Below are 14,914 nucleotides of genomic sequence, written 5' to 3'. Positions count from 1 at the left end.
CGCCGCGCGGCAAGCATTTGGATCCGCGAGCGAAGCCTGTCACGGTGGTGTCATGAGCCACCGATCACAGCTGATCATCGCCCTCGTGTCGAGCGCGATCCTCTTCCTCTCGATCGCGCTGATGTTCGCGCTGGTCATCATCAGCTTCTTCACCGACGGCATCGACTTCACGGGCGACTCCCACATCGTCGATGCGATCGCCACCGCCGGCTGGACGCTGACAGCCTGACTTCGGCGCGCCGCCGCGCCTCGCCGCCGGTCTTCGCCGCCGGTGTCGATCAGCCGAGCAGCGCGCGTGCCGCCAGCTCGACGTCGGCCTCGTCGTTGAAGACGTGGAAGGCCACCCGGGCGTTCCCCCGCCGACCGGATGCCGTCACCCCGGCCGCTGTCAGCCGGGCGAGATCGGCGCCGTCGAGATCCGGCCAGGCGACGATCGGGGTGGGCCGGAGCGGTTCGGGCAGCCCCAGGCGCGAGCGGAACGCCGCTGCGAGGCCGGTCACGCGCGCGTGGAGCGCTCGCGGGTCGGCGGCCGCGAACATCGCCAGCGCGGGCTCCGCGCCCACCATCGCCTGCCACGTGGGTGAGACGTCGAACCGTCGAGCGGAACGCGCGAGCGACGCGTCGGTGCCGTAGCACGCGGCCCAGGGATCCTCCCCGGCGTACCAGCCGGCGTGGATGGGGCGGAGCGACGCGGCGAAGTCCTCGCTCAGCGTCAGGAACGCGACGCCGCGGGGCGCGCAGAGCCACTTGTAGGTGTGGCAGACGAGCGCATCGTACGCGCCGGCATCGACCGGCAGCCACCCCACCGCCTGGGTGGCGTCGCAGAGGGTGCGGGCGCCGTGTCGCCGCGCCGCCGCGACGATGGCGTCGGCATCGGCGACCTCGCCCGTCGCGGACTGCACGATCGAGAACGCGACGAGGTCGACGTCGGGCCCGATCGCGTCCGCAAGGCCTGCCAGCGGAACGGCTCGGACCCGGATGCCCCGGCCGGCGTGGGCGAACGGCATCACGAGCGACGAGAACTCGCCCTCCGGGCAGAGCACCGTCGCGCCGTCACGCAGGGAGGCGGCGAGCAGGCCCACCATGACCGAGGTCTGCGAGCCGAGCGCGACCCGGTCTGTCGGAACCGACACCAGGCGTGCGACGTGCGCCCGGCACCGCTCCGTGACGGCCGCGTAGTGCGCGAGGTCGGGGCGTGCATCGAGATCCGCGACGACGGCCGCGCGCGTGTCGCGCGTCGGCAGGCCGGTGCTGCAGGCCGAGAGATACCCGCGCGTTCCGGAGAACGCGCTACGGAGCTCGTCGGGTGAGAGGGTCGTCGTTCGCATGTCTCCAGACTCCGCGTAGGGAACCCATTGGTCTACGGCAGGATTTGCATGAAAACCATTGCGCCTAGTTATCTTTCGGTATGGGAACTCCCGACTACCGACTCGACGTCGCCGAGCTGCGGATCGTGCGCGCCATTGCCGACAGCGGCTCCATCACCGCCGCCGCTGCGGCCCTCGGCTACAGCCAGCCGGCCGTCAGTCAGCAGGTCAAGCGGCTCGAGCAGCGGCTCGGGGTGCCCGTGGTCGAACGGGTCGGACGTCGGATGCGGCTCACCGAGGCCGGACGCGTCATCGCCCGCCACGCCGCGGCCGTCGCGACGGTCATCGACGCGGCATCCGGCGAGCTCGCCGAACTCGCGGGGCTCCGGTCGGGCACCGTCCGCATGGTCGGCTTCCCGTCGGCTTCCCCCACCGTCCTGCCGCGCCTCATGGACAGGCTCGCGCACGCCGAGGCCGGGCTGACGCTGACCTACGTCGAGGCGGAGCCGCCCGAGGCCATCGCCGACGTCCGCGCCGACCGTGCCGACATCGCGCTCACCTTCGGCTACCCGGGCGATCGGAACGACCCGCACGGGGAGAACGCGCGCGGCCTCGACACCGAGGTCATCGGGTACGACGAGCTGCTGGCCGTCCTGCCTGCCGGGCACGCCGCGGCGCGCGGAAGCGGCGCGATCGAGATCGCCCCGCTCGCGCAGGAGGATTGGATCGCCGGCTGCCCGCGCTGCCGGGGTCACCTGCTCGAAGTGTGCGGCCGGGCGGGCTTCGTGCCGGCGATCCGTTTCGAGACCGACAACTTCGTGGCCGTCGAGCAGCTCGTCGCGCAGGGGATCGGGGTCGCGACGCTGCCGGGGCTCGCGGTGGCGTCGTTCCCGCTGCTGCCGGGGGTGGTGACCCGTCCGCTTCCGGCGAGCGAGCGTCGTGCCATCCACGCCGTGTCGGCCGGGGGAGCAGGCCGGGTTCCGGCGGTCGCATCCGTCCTCGGTCATCTGCGCGCGGTCGTGCGGGAGCTCACCGGCGTCGGGCCGCGCGAGAACTAAGCTGGAGGGGATGTCCAGCGCACCCCACCCCGCCACCACGACCGCCTCCGGAACCGATGTCCGCGTGCGGTTCTGCCCGTCGCCGACCGGTCTGCCGCACGTCGGCCTGATTCGCACCGCCCTGTTCAACTGGGCTTACGCGCGCCACAACGGCGGCAAGATGGTCTTCCGCATCGAAGACACCGATGCCGCTCGCGACAGCGAGGAGAGCTACCAGCAGCTGCTCGAGGCGCTGCGGTGGCTCGAGATCGACTGGGACGAGGGGGTCGAGAAGGGCGGCCCGCACGCGCCCTATCGTCAGTCGCAGCGCCACGAGCTCTACCGCGGTGTGCTCGACAAGCTGATCGCCGCCGGTGTCGTCTACGAGTCGTACTCGACCGCGGAGGAGATCGACGCGCGCAACGAGGCGAACGGGCGCGCGAAGCAGCTCGGCTACGACAACTTCGACCGCGGCCTCACCGACGAGCAGAAGGCCGCCTTCCGTGCCGAGGGCCGCGAGCCCGCGTGGCGTCTGCGCGTGCCGGACCACGACCTCACCTTCGTCGACCTCATCCGCGGCGAGGTGACCTTCCCCGCGGGCTCGTTCCCCGATTTCGTGATCGTCCGCGCCGGCGGCATCCCGCTGTACACCTTCGTGAACCCGGTCGACGACGCGCTCATGGGCGTCACGCACGTCCTGCGCGGCGAAGACCTCATGCCGTCGACCGCTCGGCAGCTCGCCCTGTACGCGGCGCTCATCGAAGCCGGCGTGACCGACTTCGTGCCGCGCTTCGGTCACATGCCTCTCGTCCTCGGCGAGACCGGCAACAAGAAGCTGTCCAAGCGCGACCCCAAAGCCGATCTCTTCCTGCAGCGCGAGAAGGGCTTCATCCACGAGGGGCTGCTCAACTACCTCTCGCTGCTCGGGTGGTCGATCGCGGCCGACCGCGACGTCTTCACCCGCGACGAGCTCATCGCCGCGTTCGACATCGCCGACGTGAACCCCAACCCGGCCCGCTTCGACCAGAAGAAGGCCGAGTCGATCAACGGCGACCACGTGCGGATGCTCGCGCCCGACGACTTCGCCGAGCGCCTCGTGCCCTATCTCGCTGGCGCCGGACTGATCGAGAACCCGCCGACCGCGGGGGAACGCGAGATCCTCGAGGCGGCGGCGCCCCTGGTGCAGGAGCGGATGCAGCTTCTCGGCGACGCACCCGGGCTGCTGGGATTCCTGTTCCGCTCCGACGTCGCGTACGACGACGATGCCCTCGCCGGCCTTCCGGCGAACGCCGGCGAGGTGCTCGTCGCATCGGTCGGCGCCCTCGAGGTCGTTCCCGAGCACGGCTTCACCGCCGCCGCCGTGCAGGATGCGTTGGCACCAGCCCTCATCGAGGGGCTGGGCCTGAAGCCTCGCGTCGCCTACGGCCCGCTCCGCGTCGCCCTCAGCGGGCGTCGCGTGTCGCCGCCGCTGTTCGAGTCGATGGAGCTGCTCGGCAAGGTCGAGACGATCCGTCGTCTCGACGCCTTGGTCCAGCGCGTCGGCTGACGCGCCCGGGCGGCGCCCGGTTTGGCCGCATCCTCTCCGTCAGGTAGAGTTATTCCTCGGTGAGGCTGCGGCTGAACCCCCATGGGGTATGGTGTAATTGGCAACACGGCGGTTTCTGGTACCGTTGTTCTTGGTTCGAGTCCAGGTACCCCAGCTCTCTGAAAGCCCCGCTCCGGCGGGGCTTTTCTGTTGTCCGAGAACGCCGCCACGGCAGCTCTCTCCACCCGCCTTCGGGCGGAGAATGGGCTCATGGGACTCTTCACGCAGCGACCCGAGGAACCGAGCGAATGGGCGGGCCTGCCGTCCGAACCGGCGCGTCCGATGTCGGGTGCCGAACTCCTGCCCGACGAGCCGCCGCTCGCGGATCCGGCTGCCGCGATGCTCGGCGGAACCGGTATCTCGTCGGTCGCCGTTGCGCTCTCGGTGCCGGCGGCGCCGGAGAGTGCGGACGATCGCGATGCCGATCGCCACGAGCACACCGGCGACGATTCACCCGCGTCTATCTGACACCTGTCGGATAGACTGGCGGCATGGATCCGCGGTCGATGCGCAGCCGAGAGGCGTTGCGCCGCGCCGCGCTCGATCTGGCTGCCGATCGTCCGGTCGCAGAACTGTCGGTCGCCGACATCTGCCGCGCCGCCGGGGTGACCCGCGACACGTTCTACCGCCATGCCGAGTCGGCGGTCTCGCTCGTCGCAGACGCGCTGAGCGCCGAACTGGATTCCGTGCTGTCAGATGTCGGCGACCTCGATTCGCTCTCCGTCGCAGAGGGCCTGCTCCTCGAGCACGTGCGGGCTCGCGCCGATGTGTATCGCGGTGCCCTCCAGCCCGCGCTCGCGGCACCGATGCGTGCTGTGCTCGAGCGGGTCGTCGCGGCCGGTCTCGAGGAATGGCTCGACCGGCATCCCGAGATCGAACCGCGGGCGATAGGCGACCTCCCCGCGCGCGAGCTCGCGATCGCCTACGCGGCGGGCGGCACGGTCGCGGCGATCGAGGTCTGGCTGCGCTCGGGCGCAGGCGACGTGGCGTGGGCGACGAGGGCGATCCTCGCCGCCTCGCCGGAATGGTGGCTGCGCTGATGCAGCCGAACGAGAGGAGATCACGATGAAGGCAGCAGTGTTCCACGCGAAGGAAGACCTCCGGGTGGAGAACGTCGACGAACCGAGGGTCGCCGCCGGGCAGGTGAAGCTCAAGAACGCCTTCGCCGGCATCTGCGGTTCCGATCTGCACGTGTACTACGCCCCGGAGGCGGCAGGGCTCACCCTCGACGAGCCGCATCCGGTCACCGGAGCGCAGCTTCCGCAGATCCTCGGCCACGAGTTCGCGGGAACCGTCGTGGAGATCGGCGACGGCGTCGAAGGCGTGTCGGTCGGTGACCGCGCCGCGGTCTGGCCGGTGTACTACTGCGGCGCGTGCCCCGCGTGCGAGAAGGGCATGTTCAACGCCTGCCAGAAGATCGGCTTCCACGGCTTGAGCTCGCACGGCGGCGGCATGGCCGAATACACCACCGTGCCGGCGACGATGCTGCACAAGCTCCCCGAGAACGTCGACCTGCGCATGGGGGCCCTCGTCGAGCCGATGGCCGTCGCGTGGCACGCCGTGGAACGCTCGCGCGTGCAGCCCGGGCAGACGGCGGTCGTCGCGGGGGCGGGACCGATCGGCATCGGTGTGTGGTTCGCGTTGAAGGCCCGCGGCGTCGACAAGGTGCTCGTCTCGGAGCCGAGCGCGGCCCGCCGCGAGACCATCGCGGCGCTCGGTGCGACCGTCGTCGACCCGGTGTCGGGCGACCTCGCCGCGGCCGTGGACGAGCTCACCGCCGGCCGCGGTGCCGACGTGGCCTTCGACGCCGCCGGAGCCGGACCCGCCATCACCTCGGGACTGGCGAGCCTCGTGCCCGGCGGCCGCCTCGTCGTCGTTGCGATCCACGAGCGCGCGATGGAGTTCGCGCCGACGCAGCTCGTGATGACGGAGACCGAGATCGCCGGCGCCCTGGCGTACCTTCCCGCCGACTTCGACGCGGTCATCGAGGCGATGTCGCGCGGTGTCTACGACACGACGGGCTGGGTCGAGGAAGTGCCGATCGACGGCGTCGTCGGCGCGATCGAGAAGCTCCGGGGCGGCGCCGGCGCGAAGATCCTGGTGCGCTCGGACGCCTGACCTCGAAGCGTGACAGCCCGCGAGTCGGAGGTCGTCGACTCGCGGGCTGTCGCACGCCGCGCGGCTCAGCTGCGACGCGGCCGTGGCGCCGGCGGCGGAGGCACGGGCTTGGCGGCGACGATGTCGGCACGCCGGATGCGCTCCACGCCGCGCTTGCCGTCGACGACGACGACCTCGCCGTCAGCGCTCACCAGCTCGCCGAGCGCATCCGTCGCTTGACCCGTCGGCAGCAGGTAGCGGACGACGACGCGGTTGCCGGGCGCCGGGAGTCTCACCATGCGCCGGGCGAGTAATCCTTGAGGAAGACACCGAAGACGTCGTCGCCTGCTTCGCCGCGGACGATCGGGTCGTAGACGCGTGCGGCTCCGTCGACGAGATCGAGCGGGGCGTGGAAGCCCTCTTCCGCGAGGCGCACCTTCGTGGGGTGCGGGCGCTCGTCGGTGATCCAGCCGGTGTCGACGCTCGTCATGAGGATGCCGTCGGTCTCGAACATCTCGCGGGCGCTCGTGCGCGTCAGCATGTTCACGGCGGCCTTGGCCATGTTCGTGTGCGGGTGGCCCGGGCCCTTGTAACCGCGGTTGAACACGCCCTCCATGGCGCTGACGTTGACGACGTAGGTGCGGCGTGCCGGGCTCGCGGCGAGCGACGCGCGGAGTTTCGACACGAGCAGGAACGGCGCCGTCGTATTGGCGAGCTGCACCTCGAGCATCTCCAGCGGATCGACATCGCCGACACGCTGCGTCCACGAGTTGACGCTGTCGAGATCGGGGATCAGCCCACCGGCGTCGATCGCGGTCCCCGCGGCGAGGCGCTCGAGCGAGCTCGAGCCCGCTGCCATCGCCTGTTCCGTCAGCTCGTCGGCGCGCGAGGCTGCGGCGGCGAGGATCGGATGCGCGTTGACCGAGCGCTCCAGAGCCTGCGGGTGCATGTCGTTGGTGTGCCCGAAGGTGACGAGCTCGGGCAGGGGGCCGTCCGGCAGCGGCGAGAGCTCCGCGTCGACGAGCGGCTGATAGGCGCCGGGGGAGCGCCTCACGGTCTGCGTCGCGTTGTTGATCAGGATGTCGAGCGGCCCGGCTGCGGCGACGTCGTCGGCGAGCCCCACGACCTGGGCCGGATCGCGCAAGTCGATGCCGACGACCTTGAGCCGGTCGATCCACTCCGCCGAGTCGGGAAGGCTCCTGAAGCGGCGCACCGCGTCGCGCGGGAAGCGGGTCGTGATGGTCGTGTGCGCACCGTCGCGCAGCAGCCGCAGCGCGATGTACATCCCGATCTTCGCGCGCCCGCCGGTCAGCAGCGCACGGCGACCCGTCAGGTCGGTGCGCGCGTCGCGCTTGACGTGGCTGAGGGCCGCGCAGTCGGGGCAGAGCTGATGGTAGAAGGCATCCACGATCGTGTACGGCTGCTTGCACATGTAGCAGGCACGCGCCTTGATCAGGGTTCCGGCGATCGGCGCTGTCGTCGACGACGAGATGGGGATGCCGCGGGTCTCGTCGTCGATGCGGTCGGGCGCGCCCGTCGCGGTCGCGTGGACGACGGCGCGGTCGGCGGTGGCGACCGCATCCCGGATCTCACGCCGGCGCACCTTCTTCGCCGCCTTGAACATCGCCGCCGTCGCGCGACGGACCGTCGCGAAATCGGGGTGGGCGTGGTCGATGTCGGCGAGCTGACCGAGCACGCGCAGAGTCGTGGCGAGGTCATCGGGATCGATGCCGCTCGGCGCGAGGGAAGAGGGGGAGACCGTGTCGGGAAGCACACGGAATTCTACGACACCCCGCCTGCACGACCGCGGGGAAGGGGACGGCCCCGCTGGAGACGAATTTCACAGCGGGGCCGTCAGTGAGCCCTGGGAGAAAGTGACCCGAACACCGTCTCTACCGAGCCGCTCACGTACAAGAGTGAAACTACGCGCCCGGGCCCCGCCGTTCGGGGTCGTTGACGTCGCAGTACTGACTCTGATACGAGGTCAGCGCATCGCCTCGCCGATGTAGGAGTACTTCAGGAAGACCTCCGGCGCCCACCCCGCCTCTTCGAGCACTCCCTGCACCGCCGTGAGCATGTAGCGCGAGTCCCAGCCCATGTAGAGGTAGGTGCCCTCGCCGAGCTCGTCCCACTGGCCGTTCCACGCCATCGCCGGATAGACCGGGCCGCCGCGTCGCGCGCTGAAGTCGACGACGCTCTGGCGCGAGTCGACCCACAGGCGCTTGAACACCCGGTTGAAGAGGTACCGGACGTCGGGCACCTCCCAGTGCTCACCGCGGAACTCGACGTAATCGAACTCGCGCTGCCAGCCGCGGGGCCAGCCGCGCCGCAGCTTCGCATCGAGGATGGGAGTGAGGTTGTCGTCGTCGATGCCGGTCAGCGGGGGGCGGCGCCACAGGTCGACGAAACGAGCCGCGAGGCTTTCCGTGCGCGAGCCGATGGCCGCCGTGTCCCACGCGTCCCGCTCGGAGATCTCGCGCGACATCTCGACCGCGCTCCCCGCGAGCAGCGGACGCAGCTGCGGGAAGGTGGCGTCGAGGGCGCGCTCGGCGCGGTCCTGCTCGAGGAGGGTCAGGTTGCCGATCGTGTGGGCGAGCGCGCGGTGGCTGTTCTGCTCGTCCTCGCTGTAGTCCGCGAAGCGCCGGGCGCCGTCGCCCGACCAGTCGTCTCCCGCCCCGGCGGGGAAGACCGGAGACACATCGAGGAGGTCGGCCGGATCGGCTTCCGCGAGCCGTCCGAGCACGTAGCGCGGGTGCGGGAGGTCGCTGTACTTGAGCCCGACGCGCACGCGCTCGTCCGACGGCGTGATGCGCGCGATGGCTCGGGTCAGCGCTTCATGGCCTTCGGCGTAGGCCCGGCAGAGCCGCGCGACGAGGCGCTCGGTCGCGATCCCGACCACCACGCGTCGGAGCAGGAGCGACTGGATGTCTTCGAGACGCGCGATGAGCTCGGCTCGCGGCAGGGTGCCGGCTCGCTGGTCGTGGACGAGCCGCATCGCCAGGGGGAACATCCCGCGACCGAGCACGGCGAGGTAACCGAGCTGGCGCCCCACCTCCGCGTCATCGCTCGAAGCGGGGTCGAGCAGCTCACGATAGATCTCGGAGAAGGTCCGCCAGCTCTTCGCGTGCGCACGGAGCGTGTGGATGTCCAGGCGCGGGAACTGCTGGCGGAAGACGTCGTACACCCCGCGTCCACCCGTGACGAGCACCTCGCGACCGGTCAGCATGACGAGGTAGTGGTTCCAGAACGAGCCGATCGCGTCGCCCGTGTTCTGCTCGATCGGGAGCCAGTACTCCTGCTCCACCTCGTTCTGCTGGGCGTGTGTGAGCCCCATCAGCACGTAGTTGTGGATGAGCTCGTGGTCGCGGAGCGGTTCTCCCGTGGAGTTCAGGCTCTCGAAGATCTGCTGGGCGTTGGCCTGCACCCCCAGCGTGATGGCGACGTGCTCGAGCTTTTGCAGCCCGCGCCAGAGCGAGGCCGCTTCGCCGGGGCGGATCTGGCTCCGGAAGAACGCGTAGTTGTCGTCGAAGCGCGAGGCCCGCTGCTCGTCCTCGGCGCTACGTCGATCGAGGACGACGCTCTCGAACACGTCGGCCCAGGCGCGGTGGGGACGCAGCTTGGTGCGGGCGGGGTCGTCCGTGCGGACGAGGACCGCCTCGAGCTCACGCGCGAGCTCGGGATCGTCGTCGCGCAGGGTGTGGTGGAGGGCCGCCACGAGGAGCATGAGGGTCGTGATCCGCTGCTGGCCGTCGATGAGCACCAATTGCGCGTCATCCTCGGCGCTCGTGCTCGCCGTCGAGAGGATCGACCCGATGAAGTGCGTGTGCGCGTCGTCCGCTGCCGAGACGGAGCGGATGTCGCCGAGCAGCTGTTCGCAGCCGCCGATGTCCCAGCGGTACTGCCGCTGATAGACCGGGACGACGATGGTGGTCTCGGATGCCGAGAGCCAACCGATCGTGTTGACGGCGGTCGCTTCGACATTCGTAGCAGTGCTCATGTTCTCCGAAATCGCTCCTCGAAAACCCCGGACGAGTCTACCGGCGCGCCCGGAACCCCTAGGTAGGCTGACCTAAGTCGGGCCTGTAAAAACTTCGCTTGTCCGACAGAAAGGTCATGATCCGTCATGGGTTACATCAAGTCCGCTGCCCTCGAGGAGACCGGTTACGTCGTCCTCGACCGCTACAACAAGGAGATCGATCCGAAGGAGTGGCTCGACATCGAGTATGTCGACTGGAAGTCCTCCGGTGACACGCGCTTCGCTCCGTTGGCCTCGGCCAAGGGCGAGATCGAGTGCAACGGTTTCTGGAACCACAAGCCGCCGCGCACCGACAAGGACGGGGTGTGGATCGACTCGCAGACCGCTCTCGCGCCCACCCTGACAGCGCGCGCGCAGGAGCCCGGAGCCAACGTCGGTCGCTGCCGCATCATCGAGCTGCAGCCGAACACGTACGCCGACTGCCTGTACAACCTCCACCAGGACGACAACAACCGGCTGAACCCCGACGGCACCGGCTGGGTCGTCCGTGGCTTCTTCAACCTCACCGACGACAAGACGAGCTACTTCGTGCTTCGTGAGAACCGCACCGACCCGAGCGAGGAGACGCGCATCGCGCTTCCCGCCGGTGCTCAGCTCATCGTCGACACCCAGCGCCTGTGGCACGCCGCCGCCCACTACGGCGACGAGCCGCGCTACTGCCTCATCACGTCGTGGGAGTCGGGCCCCGAGCTCGACGCCTACATCGCCAAGTACAACGGCGTGAACAAGGTCGAGAGCTACCCCGTCGACCAGGAGATCCTGGATGCCGGCCAGATCGAGCAGGAGCGCCGTATCGCCGCCCGTGCCGCCGCCCTCGCGGCGCGCGGTCAGCAGGAGGTCATCGCGATGAGCGAGGCCTGAGTCTCGTATTTCTCTCGAAGGGGCGTCGGCTGCGGCCGGCGCCCCTTCGCTGTGCGTGCGACCCGCTCCGCGGAGATGTTGGTTTCTGTTGCTTTGCGTTTGAGTGCGTTGTAATGTGTGGGCATCCGAAGGGGGATGTCGTGTACGCAATGGAGCGCCAGCAGCTCATCGAGCGAATGCTCGCCAGCCACGGTCGCGTGGCCGTGGTCGACCTCGCCTCCCGCTTCGACGTCACCACCGAGACCGTCCGCCGCGACCTGGCCGCCCTCGAAGAGACGGGTGTGCTCCGCCGCGTGCATGGCGGCGCGGTGTCGTCCGAGCGCGTCAGCACCGCCGAGCCCTCCGTCGCCGAGCGCGCGGAGCGCCACTCGGCTGCGAAGGAGCGGATCGCGCGGCGAGCGCTCGCTGCCCTGCCCCCGGGTACCGGTTCGGTCTACATCGACGCCGGCACGACGACTGCCGCTCTCGCCGCCGCGCTCCTCGGGCGCGCGGCGACGGGCGGCCATGAGGTCGTCACGCACTCGATGACGATCGCGCACTCCCTCGCCGGAGCCCCGGGCATCGGCCTGACGGCGATCGGCGGACGCGTCCGCGGGCTGACGGCCGCAGCGGTCGGCTCCGACACGGTGGCGGCGATCGCGCGACTGCGTCCGGACGTGGCGTTCCTCGGCACCAACGGGATCGCCGCCGGAGCGGGACTGACCACACCCGACCCCGACGAAGCCGCCGTCAAACGCGCGATCGTCACGGGCGCGCGCCGCGTCATCGTGCTGGCCGATTCCGACAAGTTCGGTGCGGAACTGCTCGTCTCGTTCGCGGAGCTGCCCGATCTCGACGTCGTCGTGACGGACCGGGAGCCCGACGGAGAGCTCGCCCGCGCCCTGCGCGAGGCCGACGTGGAGGTATGGATCGCATGATCGTGACCCTGACGGTGCATCCGTCGCTCGACCGCACCATCTCGATGGTCGCCCCGCTGCGCGTAGGGGAGGTGCAGACCGCGTCCGCCGTTCGCGAGGATGCCGGCGGCAAGGGCATCAACGTCGCCCGTGTGCTGAGGGCGGCGGCGGTCGACAGCCTCGCCGTGCTCCCGCTCGACCCCGCCGACCCCTTCGGCGCGGTGCTCACCGGTGCGGATGTCGACGTCCGCAACGTTCCGGTGCGCGGGCGGACCCGAGCCAACATCGCCGTGACGGATCCGACGGGCGAGACCACGAAGATCAACCTCCCCGGTGTGGCGCTGAGCTCGGCGGATCTCGACGACGTCATCGACGTGGTCGCCGAATCGTCCCGTGGTGCGCGCTGGCTCGTTCTCGCCGGCTCGCTCGCCCCCGGTCTGCCGGACGACGCCTATGTGCGCGTCATCCGGGCGGTGCGCGAGCGCTGCGGGACGGACGCCCCACGGATCGCGGTCGACACCTCGGGGTCGGCGCTGCGGGCCGTCGTCGCCTACGGGCATCCGGACCTCATCAAGCCCAACGACGAGGAGCTCGCCGACCTGCTCGGAGCGGCGCTCCCGGCCGCCGACACCCTCGTCGATGCGGTGCACGCCGCCGCTCGCTCGCTCGTACCGTCCGCGGTCGGCGCTGCCCTGGTCACCCTGGGCGGTGACGGCGCCGTGCTCGTGACGGAGGAGGGAGCGTGGGCCGCCGCGCCGCCGCCGACGCGGGTGCGCAGCACCGTGGGCGCCGGTGACAGCTCCCTCGCCGGATATCTGATCGCGGAGGCCCGCGGCGCAGCGCCGGCCGAGGCGCTCGTCTCCGCCATTCGCTACGGCTCTGCCGCTGCGGCCCTCGAGGGCACCCAGGCGCCGCGCGCCGCTGATCTTCCCACCGCGGACATCCCTGCCCGCGCTCTCCACCGCTGAATCCGATGACACCGCAACACCCGAACCAGGAGGACACCGTGTCCGACACCATCACCCCGGAGCTCGTCAGCCTCGACGTGCCGCTCGGGACCGACAAGAACGACATCATCCGCGCGCTCGCGCGCCTCGTCGCCGCGCAGGGCCGCGCGGGTGATGCCGACGCCCTCGCCCGCGACGCGATCGCCCGCGAGGAGAAGGACGAGACCGGGCTGCCGGGCGGCATCGCCATCCCGCACGCGAAGAGCGCAGCGGTGACGCAGGCGTCGCTCGCGTTCGCACGCCTGAAGCCCGGCGTCGACTTCGGGGCGCCCGACGGGCCGGCCGATCTCGTCTTCCTCATCGCCGCTCCCGCCGACGCGGCCGAAGCCCACCTCGCGGTGCTGTCGCGTCTCGCGCGCAGCCTGATGCAGGATGCCTTCACCGCCGACCTCCGCGCAGCAGGTTCCGCCGACGACGTCGTGCGTACCGTCCGCGCCGCGATCGGCGAGGGCGATGCCGCTCCGGCTGTCGCGCCCGCATCGACGGCGGCAGCGACGCCGGTGACCGCGCCGGCAGCCGCTCCGGCCGATGACCTCACGGTCGACGGACGCCCGGCCCGCATCGTCGCCGTCACGTCCTGCGCCACCGGCATCGCCCACACGTTCATGGCCGCCGATGCGCTCACCGCGGCGGGCAAGGCGGCCGGGATCGACCTCGTGGTCGAGCCGCAGGGCTCGAGCGGATACCAGGCCCTGCCGGCATCCGTCATCGACGACGCCGACGCCGTCATCTTCGCCACGGATGTCGACGTGCGCGAGATCTCGCGATTCGCCGGCAAGCCCGTGATCCGTTCGGGCGTCAAGCGCGGCATCGAGCAGCCCGCGCAGATGATCCGCGAGGCGGTGGCCGCGGCATCCAACCCGAACGCCGCGCGCGTCAGCGGTGCAGCGGCGGATGCCGGGTCGGATGCGGGCACCGCGTCGCAGAATCTGTCGTGGGGGGCGAGGATCCAGCGCATCCTGCTCACCGGCGTGAGCTACATGATCCCCTTCGTCGCGGGAGGCGGTCTGCTCATCGCTCTCGGCTTCGCGCTCGGCGGCTACGAGGTGACGGCCAACGCCTCGACGGTGATCATCGACAACGCCCTGTGGAACCTCCCGACGACCGACATCACGTCGCCGTTCGGTCCACTCGGGCAGTACCTCGGCTCGGTTGCCTTCATGATCGGGTCGACATCGATGGGCTTCCTCGTCGCCGCCCTCGCCGGCTACATCGCCTATGCGATCGCCGACCGGCCCGGCATCGCCCCCGGTTTCGTCGCCGGTGCGATCGCGGTCACCATGAGCGCCGGCTTCATCGGCGGCATCATCGGCGGCTTCCTCGCCGGCTTCGTCGCGTGGTGGCTCGGACGCCTGCCGGCGCCGCGCTGGCTCCGCGGACTGATGCCCGTCGTCATCATCCCGCTGCTCGGATCCATCGTCGCCTCGGGACTGATGATCCTCTTCCTCGGCCGCCCCATCGCCGCTCTCATGGCACTGCTGACGGACGGTCTCACCTCGCTCACGCAGAGCGGCGCCGGTCTGATCGCCGTGGGTGTGATCCTCGGGCTCATGATGTGCTTCGACCTCGGCGGACCCATCAACAAGGTCGCCTACGTCTTCGCCACGACCGGGCTCGCGGCGGCCTCGACCGACAACCCCGCGCCGTACCTGATCATGGCGGCGGTCATGACGGCGGGCATGGTCCCGCCGCTGGCGCTCGCGCTGGCCTCGACGGTCCTCGCCCGTCCGCTGTTCACGCCCGTCGAGCGCGAGAACGGCAAGGCGGCCTGGCTTCTCGGCGCCTCGTTCATCAGCGAGGGCGCGATCCCGTTCGCCGCTGCCGACCCGCTCCGCGTCATCCCGGCCTCCATGGTCGGCGGTGCCATCACCGGCGCTCTGAGCATGTGGTTCGGCGTTCAGAGCTTCGCCCCGCACGGCGGCATCTTCGTGCTGTTCGCGATCAATCCGGTGTGGGGTTTCTTCGTCGCGCTCCTGGCGGGTACCGTCGTTTCTGCGCTGTTGCTCGTCGTGCTCAAGAAGTACGTCCGCAAGAGCTCCACCGCCCCGGCCCCGGCCGCGGCGACCGCGACCGTCTGAGGAGACACCA

Annotated in this window: 14 protein-coding genes and 1 tRNA gene; 11 read left to right on the top strand and 4 right to left on the bottom strand. The window is 70.5% G+C overall.

All coding sequences use genetic code 11. The features are described from left to right. Positions 1-52 precede the first annotated feature (52 nt). Positions 53-229 carry a hypothetical protein gene (locus ACPYN5_RS14330; protein WP_424449654.1) on the top strand — a complete coding sequence of 59 codons (177 nt, stop codon included), beginning with the start codon at positions 53-55 and terminating at the stop codon, positions 227-229. Between the two features lie 49 nt (positions 230-278). Here the strand turns inward: ACPYN5_RS14330 and ACPYN5_RS14325 are convergent, their stop codons facing one another. After that, entirely contained in the window at positions 279-1,328 is a 1,050-nt protein-coding gene (locus ACPYN5_RS14325; RefSeq protein WP_424449653.1) for an aminotransferase class V-fold PLP-dependent enzyme, read from the bottom strand. Between the two features lie 80 nt (positions 1,329-1,408). Between ACPYN5_RS14325 and ACPYN5_RS14320 the strand changes: the two genes are divergently transcribed. The 6 genes from ACPYN5_RS14320 (at position 1,409) to ACPYN5_RS14295 (ending at position 6,047) form a co-directional block, all read left to right on the top strand. Beyond that, positions 1,409-2,365, top strand: coding sequence for a LysR family transcriptional regulator (locus ACPYN5_RS14320; protein ID WP_424449652.1), 957 nt, complete (start codon positions 1,409-1,411; stop codon positions 2,363-2,365). A 10-nt stretch (positions 2,366-2,375) separates the two neighbouring features. Next, entirely contained in the window at positions 2,376-3,890 is a 1,515-nt protein-coding gene (gene gltX, locus ACPYN5_RS14315; RefSeq protein WP_424449651.1) for a glutamate--tRNA ligase, read from the top strand. An 82-nt stretch (positions 3,891-3,972) separates the two neighbouring features. Continuing rightward, positions 3,973-4,044, top strand: a tRNA-Gln gene (locus tag ACPYN5_RS14310). Positions 4,045-4,139: 95 nt separating this feature from the next. Beyond that, positions 4,140-4,397 (top strand): hypothetical protein, encoded by a 258-nt coding sequence (locus ACPYN5_RS14305; RefSeq protein WP_424449650.1) that lies wholly within the window; start codon positions 4,140-4,142, stop codon positions 4,395-4,397. Between the two features lie 23 nt (positions 4,398-4,420). Further along, positions 4,421-4,969 carry a TetR/AcrR family transcriptional regulator gene (locus tag ACPYN5_RS14300; RefSeq protein WP_424449649.1) on the top strand — a complete coding sequence of 183 codons (549 nt, stop codon included), beginning with the start codon at positions 4,421-4,423 and terminating at the stop codon, positions 4,967-4,969. Between the two features lie 25 nt (positions 4,970-4,994). Then, positions 4,995-6,047 carry a 2,3-butanediol dehydrogenase gene (locus ACPYN5_RS14295; RefSeq protein WP_424449648.1) on the top strand — a complete coding sequence of 351 codons (1,053 nt, stop codon included), beginning with the start codon at positions 4,995-4,997 and terminating at the stop codon, positions 6,045-6,047. Positions 6,048-6,112: 65 nt separating this feature from the next. On the opposite strand, the gene ACPYN5_RS14290 is transcribed toward ACPYN5_RS14295, so the two are convergent. From ACPYN5_RS14290 to ACPYN5_RS14280, 3 genes are all read right to left on the bottom strand, one after another. Continuing rightward, entirely contained in the window at positions 6,113-6,325 is a 213-nt protein-coding gene (locus ACPYN5_RS14290; protein WP_424449647.1) for a putative acetyltransferase, read from the bottom strand. Then, positions 6,319-7,800 carry an SDR family NAD(P)-dependent oxidoreductase gene (locus tag ACPYN5_RS14285; protein WP_424449646.1) on the bottom strand — a complete coding sequence of 494 codons (1,482 nt, stop codon included), beginning with the start codon at positions 7,798-7,800 and terminating at the stop codon, positions 6,319-6,321. The genes ACPYN5_RS14290 and ACPYN5_RS14285 overlap by 7 nt, the downstream gene beginning before the upstream one ends. 210 nt (positions 7,801-8,010) lie before the next feature. Beyond that, the gene (locus ACPYN5_RS14280) at positions 8,011-10,023 is read right to left on the bottom strand and encodes a DUF262 domain-containing protein (RefSeq protein WP_424449645.1); all 2,013 of its coding nucleotides are present in this window, start codon (positions 10,021-10,023) and stop codon (positions 8,011-8,013) included. Between the two features lie 126 nt (positions 10,024-10,149). Between ACPYN5_RS14280 and ACPYN5_RS14275 the strand changes: the two genes are divergently transcribed. The 4 genes from ACPYN5_RS14275 to ACPYN5_RS14260 all read left to right on the top strand — a co-directional run bounded on the left by ACPYN5_RS14275 (position 10,150) and on the right by ACPYN5_RS14260 (position 14,904). Then, entirely contained in the window at positions 10,150-10,923 is a 774-nt protein-coding gene (locus ACPYN5_RS14275; RefSeq protein WP_424449644.1) for a hypothetical protein, read from the top strand. A gap of 140 nt (positions 10,924-11,063) precedes the next feature. Further along, complete coding sequence (locus tag ACPYN5_RS14270) at positions 11,064-11,840, top strand: DeoR/GlpR family DNA-binding transcription regulator (RefSeq protein WP_424449643.1); 777 nt, start codon at positions 11,064-11,066, stop codon at positions 11,838-11,840. Beyond that, complete coding sequence (locus ACPYN5_RS14265) at positions 11,837-12,787, top strand: 1-phosphofructokinase family hexose kinase (RefSeq protein WP_424449642.1); 951 nt, start codon at positions 11,837-11,839, stop codon at positions 12,785-12,787. Before ACPYN5_RS14270 ends, ACPYN5_RS14265 begins: the two co-directional genes overlap by 4 nt. Positions 12,788-12,825: 38 nt before the next feature. Beyond that, positions 12,826-14,904, top strand: coding sequence for a PTS fructose transporter subunit IIABC (locus ACPYN5_RS14260; RefSeq protein ID WP_424449641.1), 2,079 nt, complete (start codon positions 12,826-12,828; stop codon positions 14,902-14,904). The last annotated feature ends 10 nt before the right edge of the window (positions 14,905-14,914 follow it).

Source organism: Microbacterium arborescens (assembly GCF_049707515.1).
Lineage (GTDB): Bacteria > Actinomycetota > Actinomycetes > Actinomycetales > Microbacteriaceae > Microbacterium > Microbacterium arborescens_B.
The sequence above is the reverse complement of the archived record's forward strand: the minus strand, read 5'-3'. Positions and strand labels throughout refer to the sequence as shown.

Coding starts and splice junctions, on each gene's coding strand:
- ACPYN5_RS14330 (WP_424449654.1), top strand. CDS start 53: ATGAGCCACCGATCACAGCTGATCATCGCCCTCGTGTCGAGCGCGATC.
- ACPYN5_RS14325 (WP_424449653.1), bottom strand. CDS start 1,328: ATGCGAACGACGACCCTCTCACCCGACGAGCTCCGTAGCGCGTTCTCC.
- ACPYN5_RS14320 (WP_424449652.1), top strand. CDS start 1,409: ATGGGAACTCCCGACTACCGACTCGACGTCGCCGAGCTGCGGATCGTG.
- gltX (WP_424449651.1), top strand. CDS start 2,376: ATGTCCAGCGCACCCCACCCCGCCACCACGACCGCCTCCGGAACCGAT.
- ACPYN5_RS14305 (WP_424449650.1), top strand. CDS start 4,140: ATGGGACTCTTCACGCAGCGACCCGAGGAACCGAGCGAATGGGCGGGC.
- ACPYN5_RS14300 (WP_424449649.1), top strand. CDS start 4,421: ATGGATCCGCGGTCGATGCGCAGCCGAGAGGCGTTGCGCCGCGCCGCG.
- ACPYN5_RS14295 (WP_424449648.1), top strand. CDS start 4,995: ATGAAGGCAGCAGTGTTCCACGCGAAGGAAGACCTCCGGGTGGAGAAC.
- ACPYN5_RS14290 (WP_424449647.1), bottom strand. CDS start 6,325: ATGGTGAGACTCCCGGCGCCCGGCAACCGCGTCGTCGTCCGCTACCTG.
- ACPYN5_RS14280 (WP_424449645.1), bottom strand. CDS start 10,023: ATGAGCACTGCTACGAATGTCGAAGCGACCGCCGTCAACACGATCGGT.
- ACPYN5_RS14275 (WP_424449644.1), top strand. CDS start 10,150: ATGGGTTACATCAAGTCCGCTGCCCTCGAGGAGACCGGTTACGTCGTC.
- ACPYN5_RS14265 (WP_424449642.1), top strand. CDS start 11,837: ATGATCGTGACCCTGACGGTGCATCCGTCGCTCGACCGCACCATCTCG.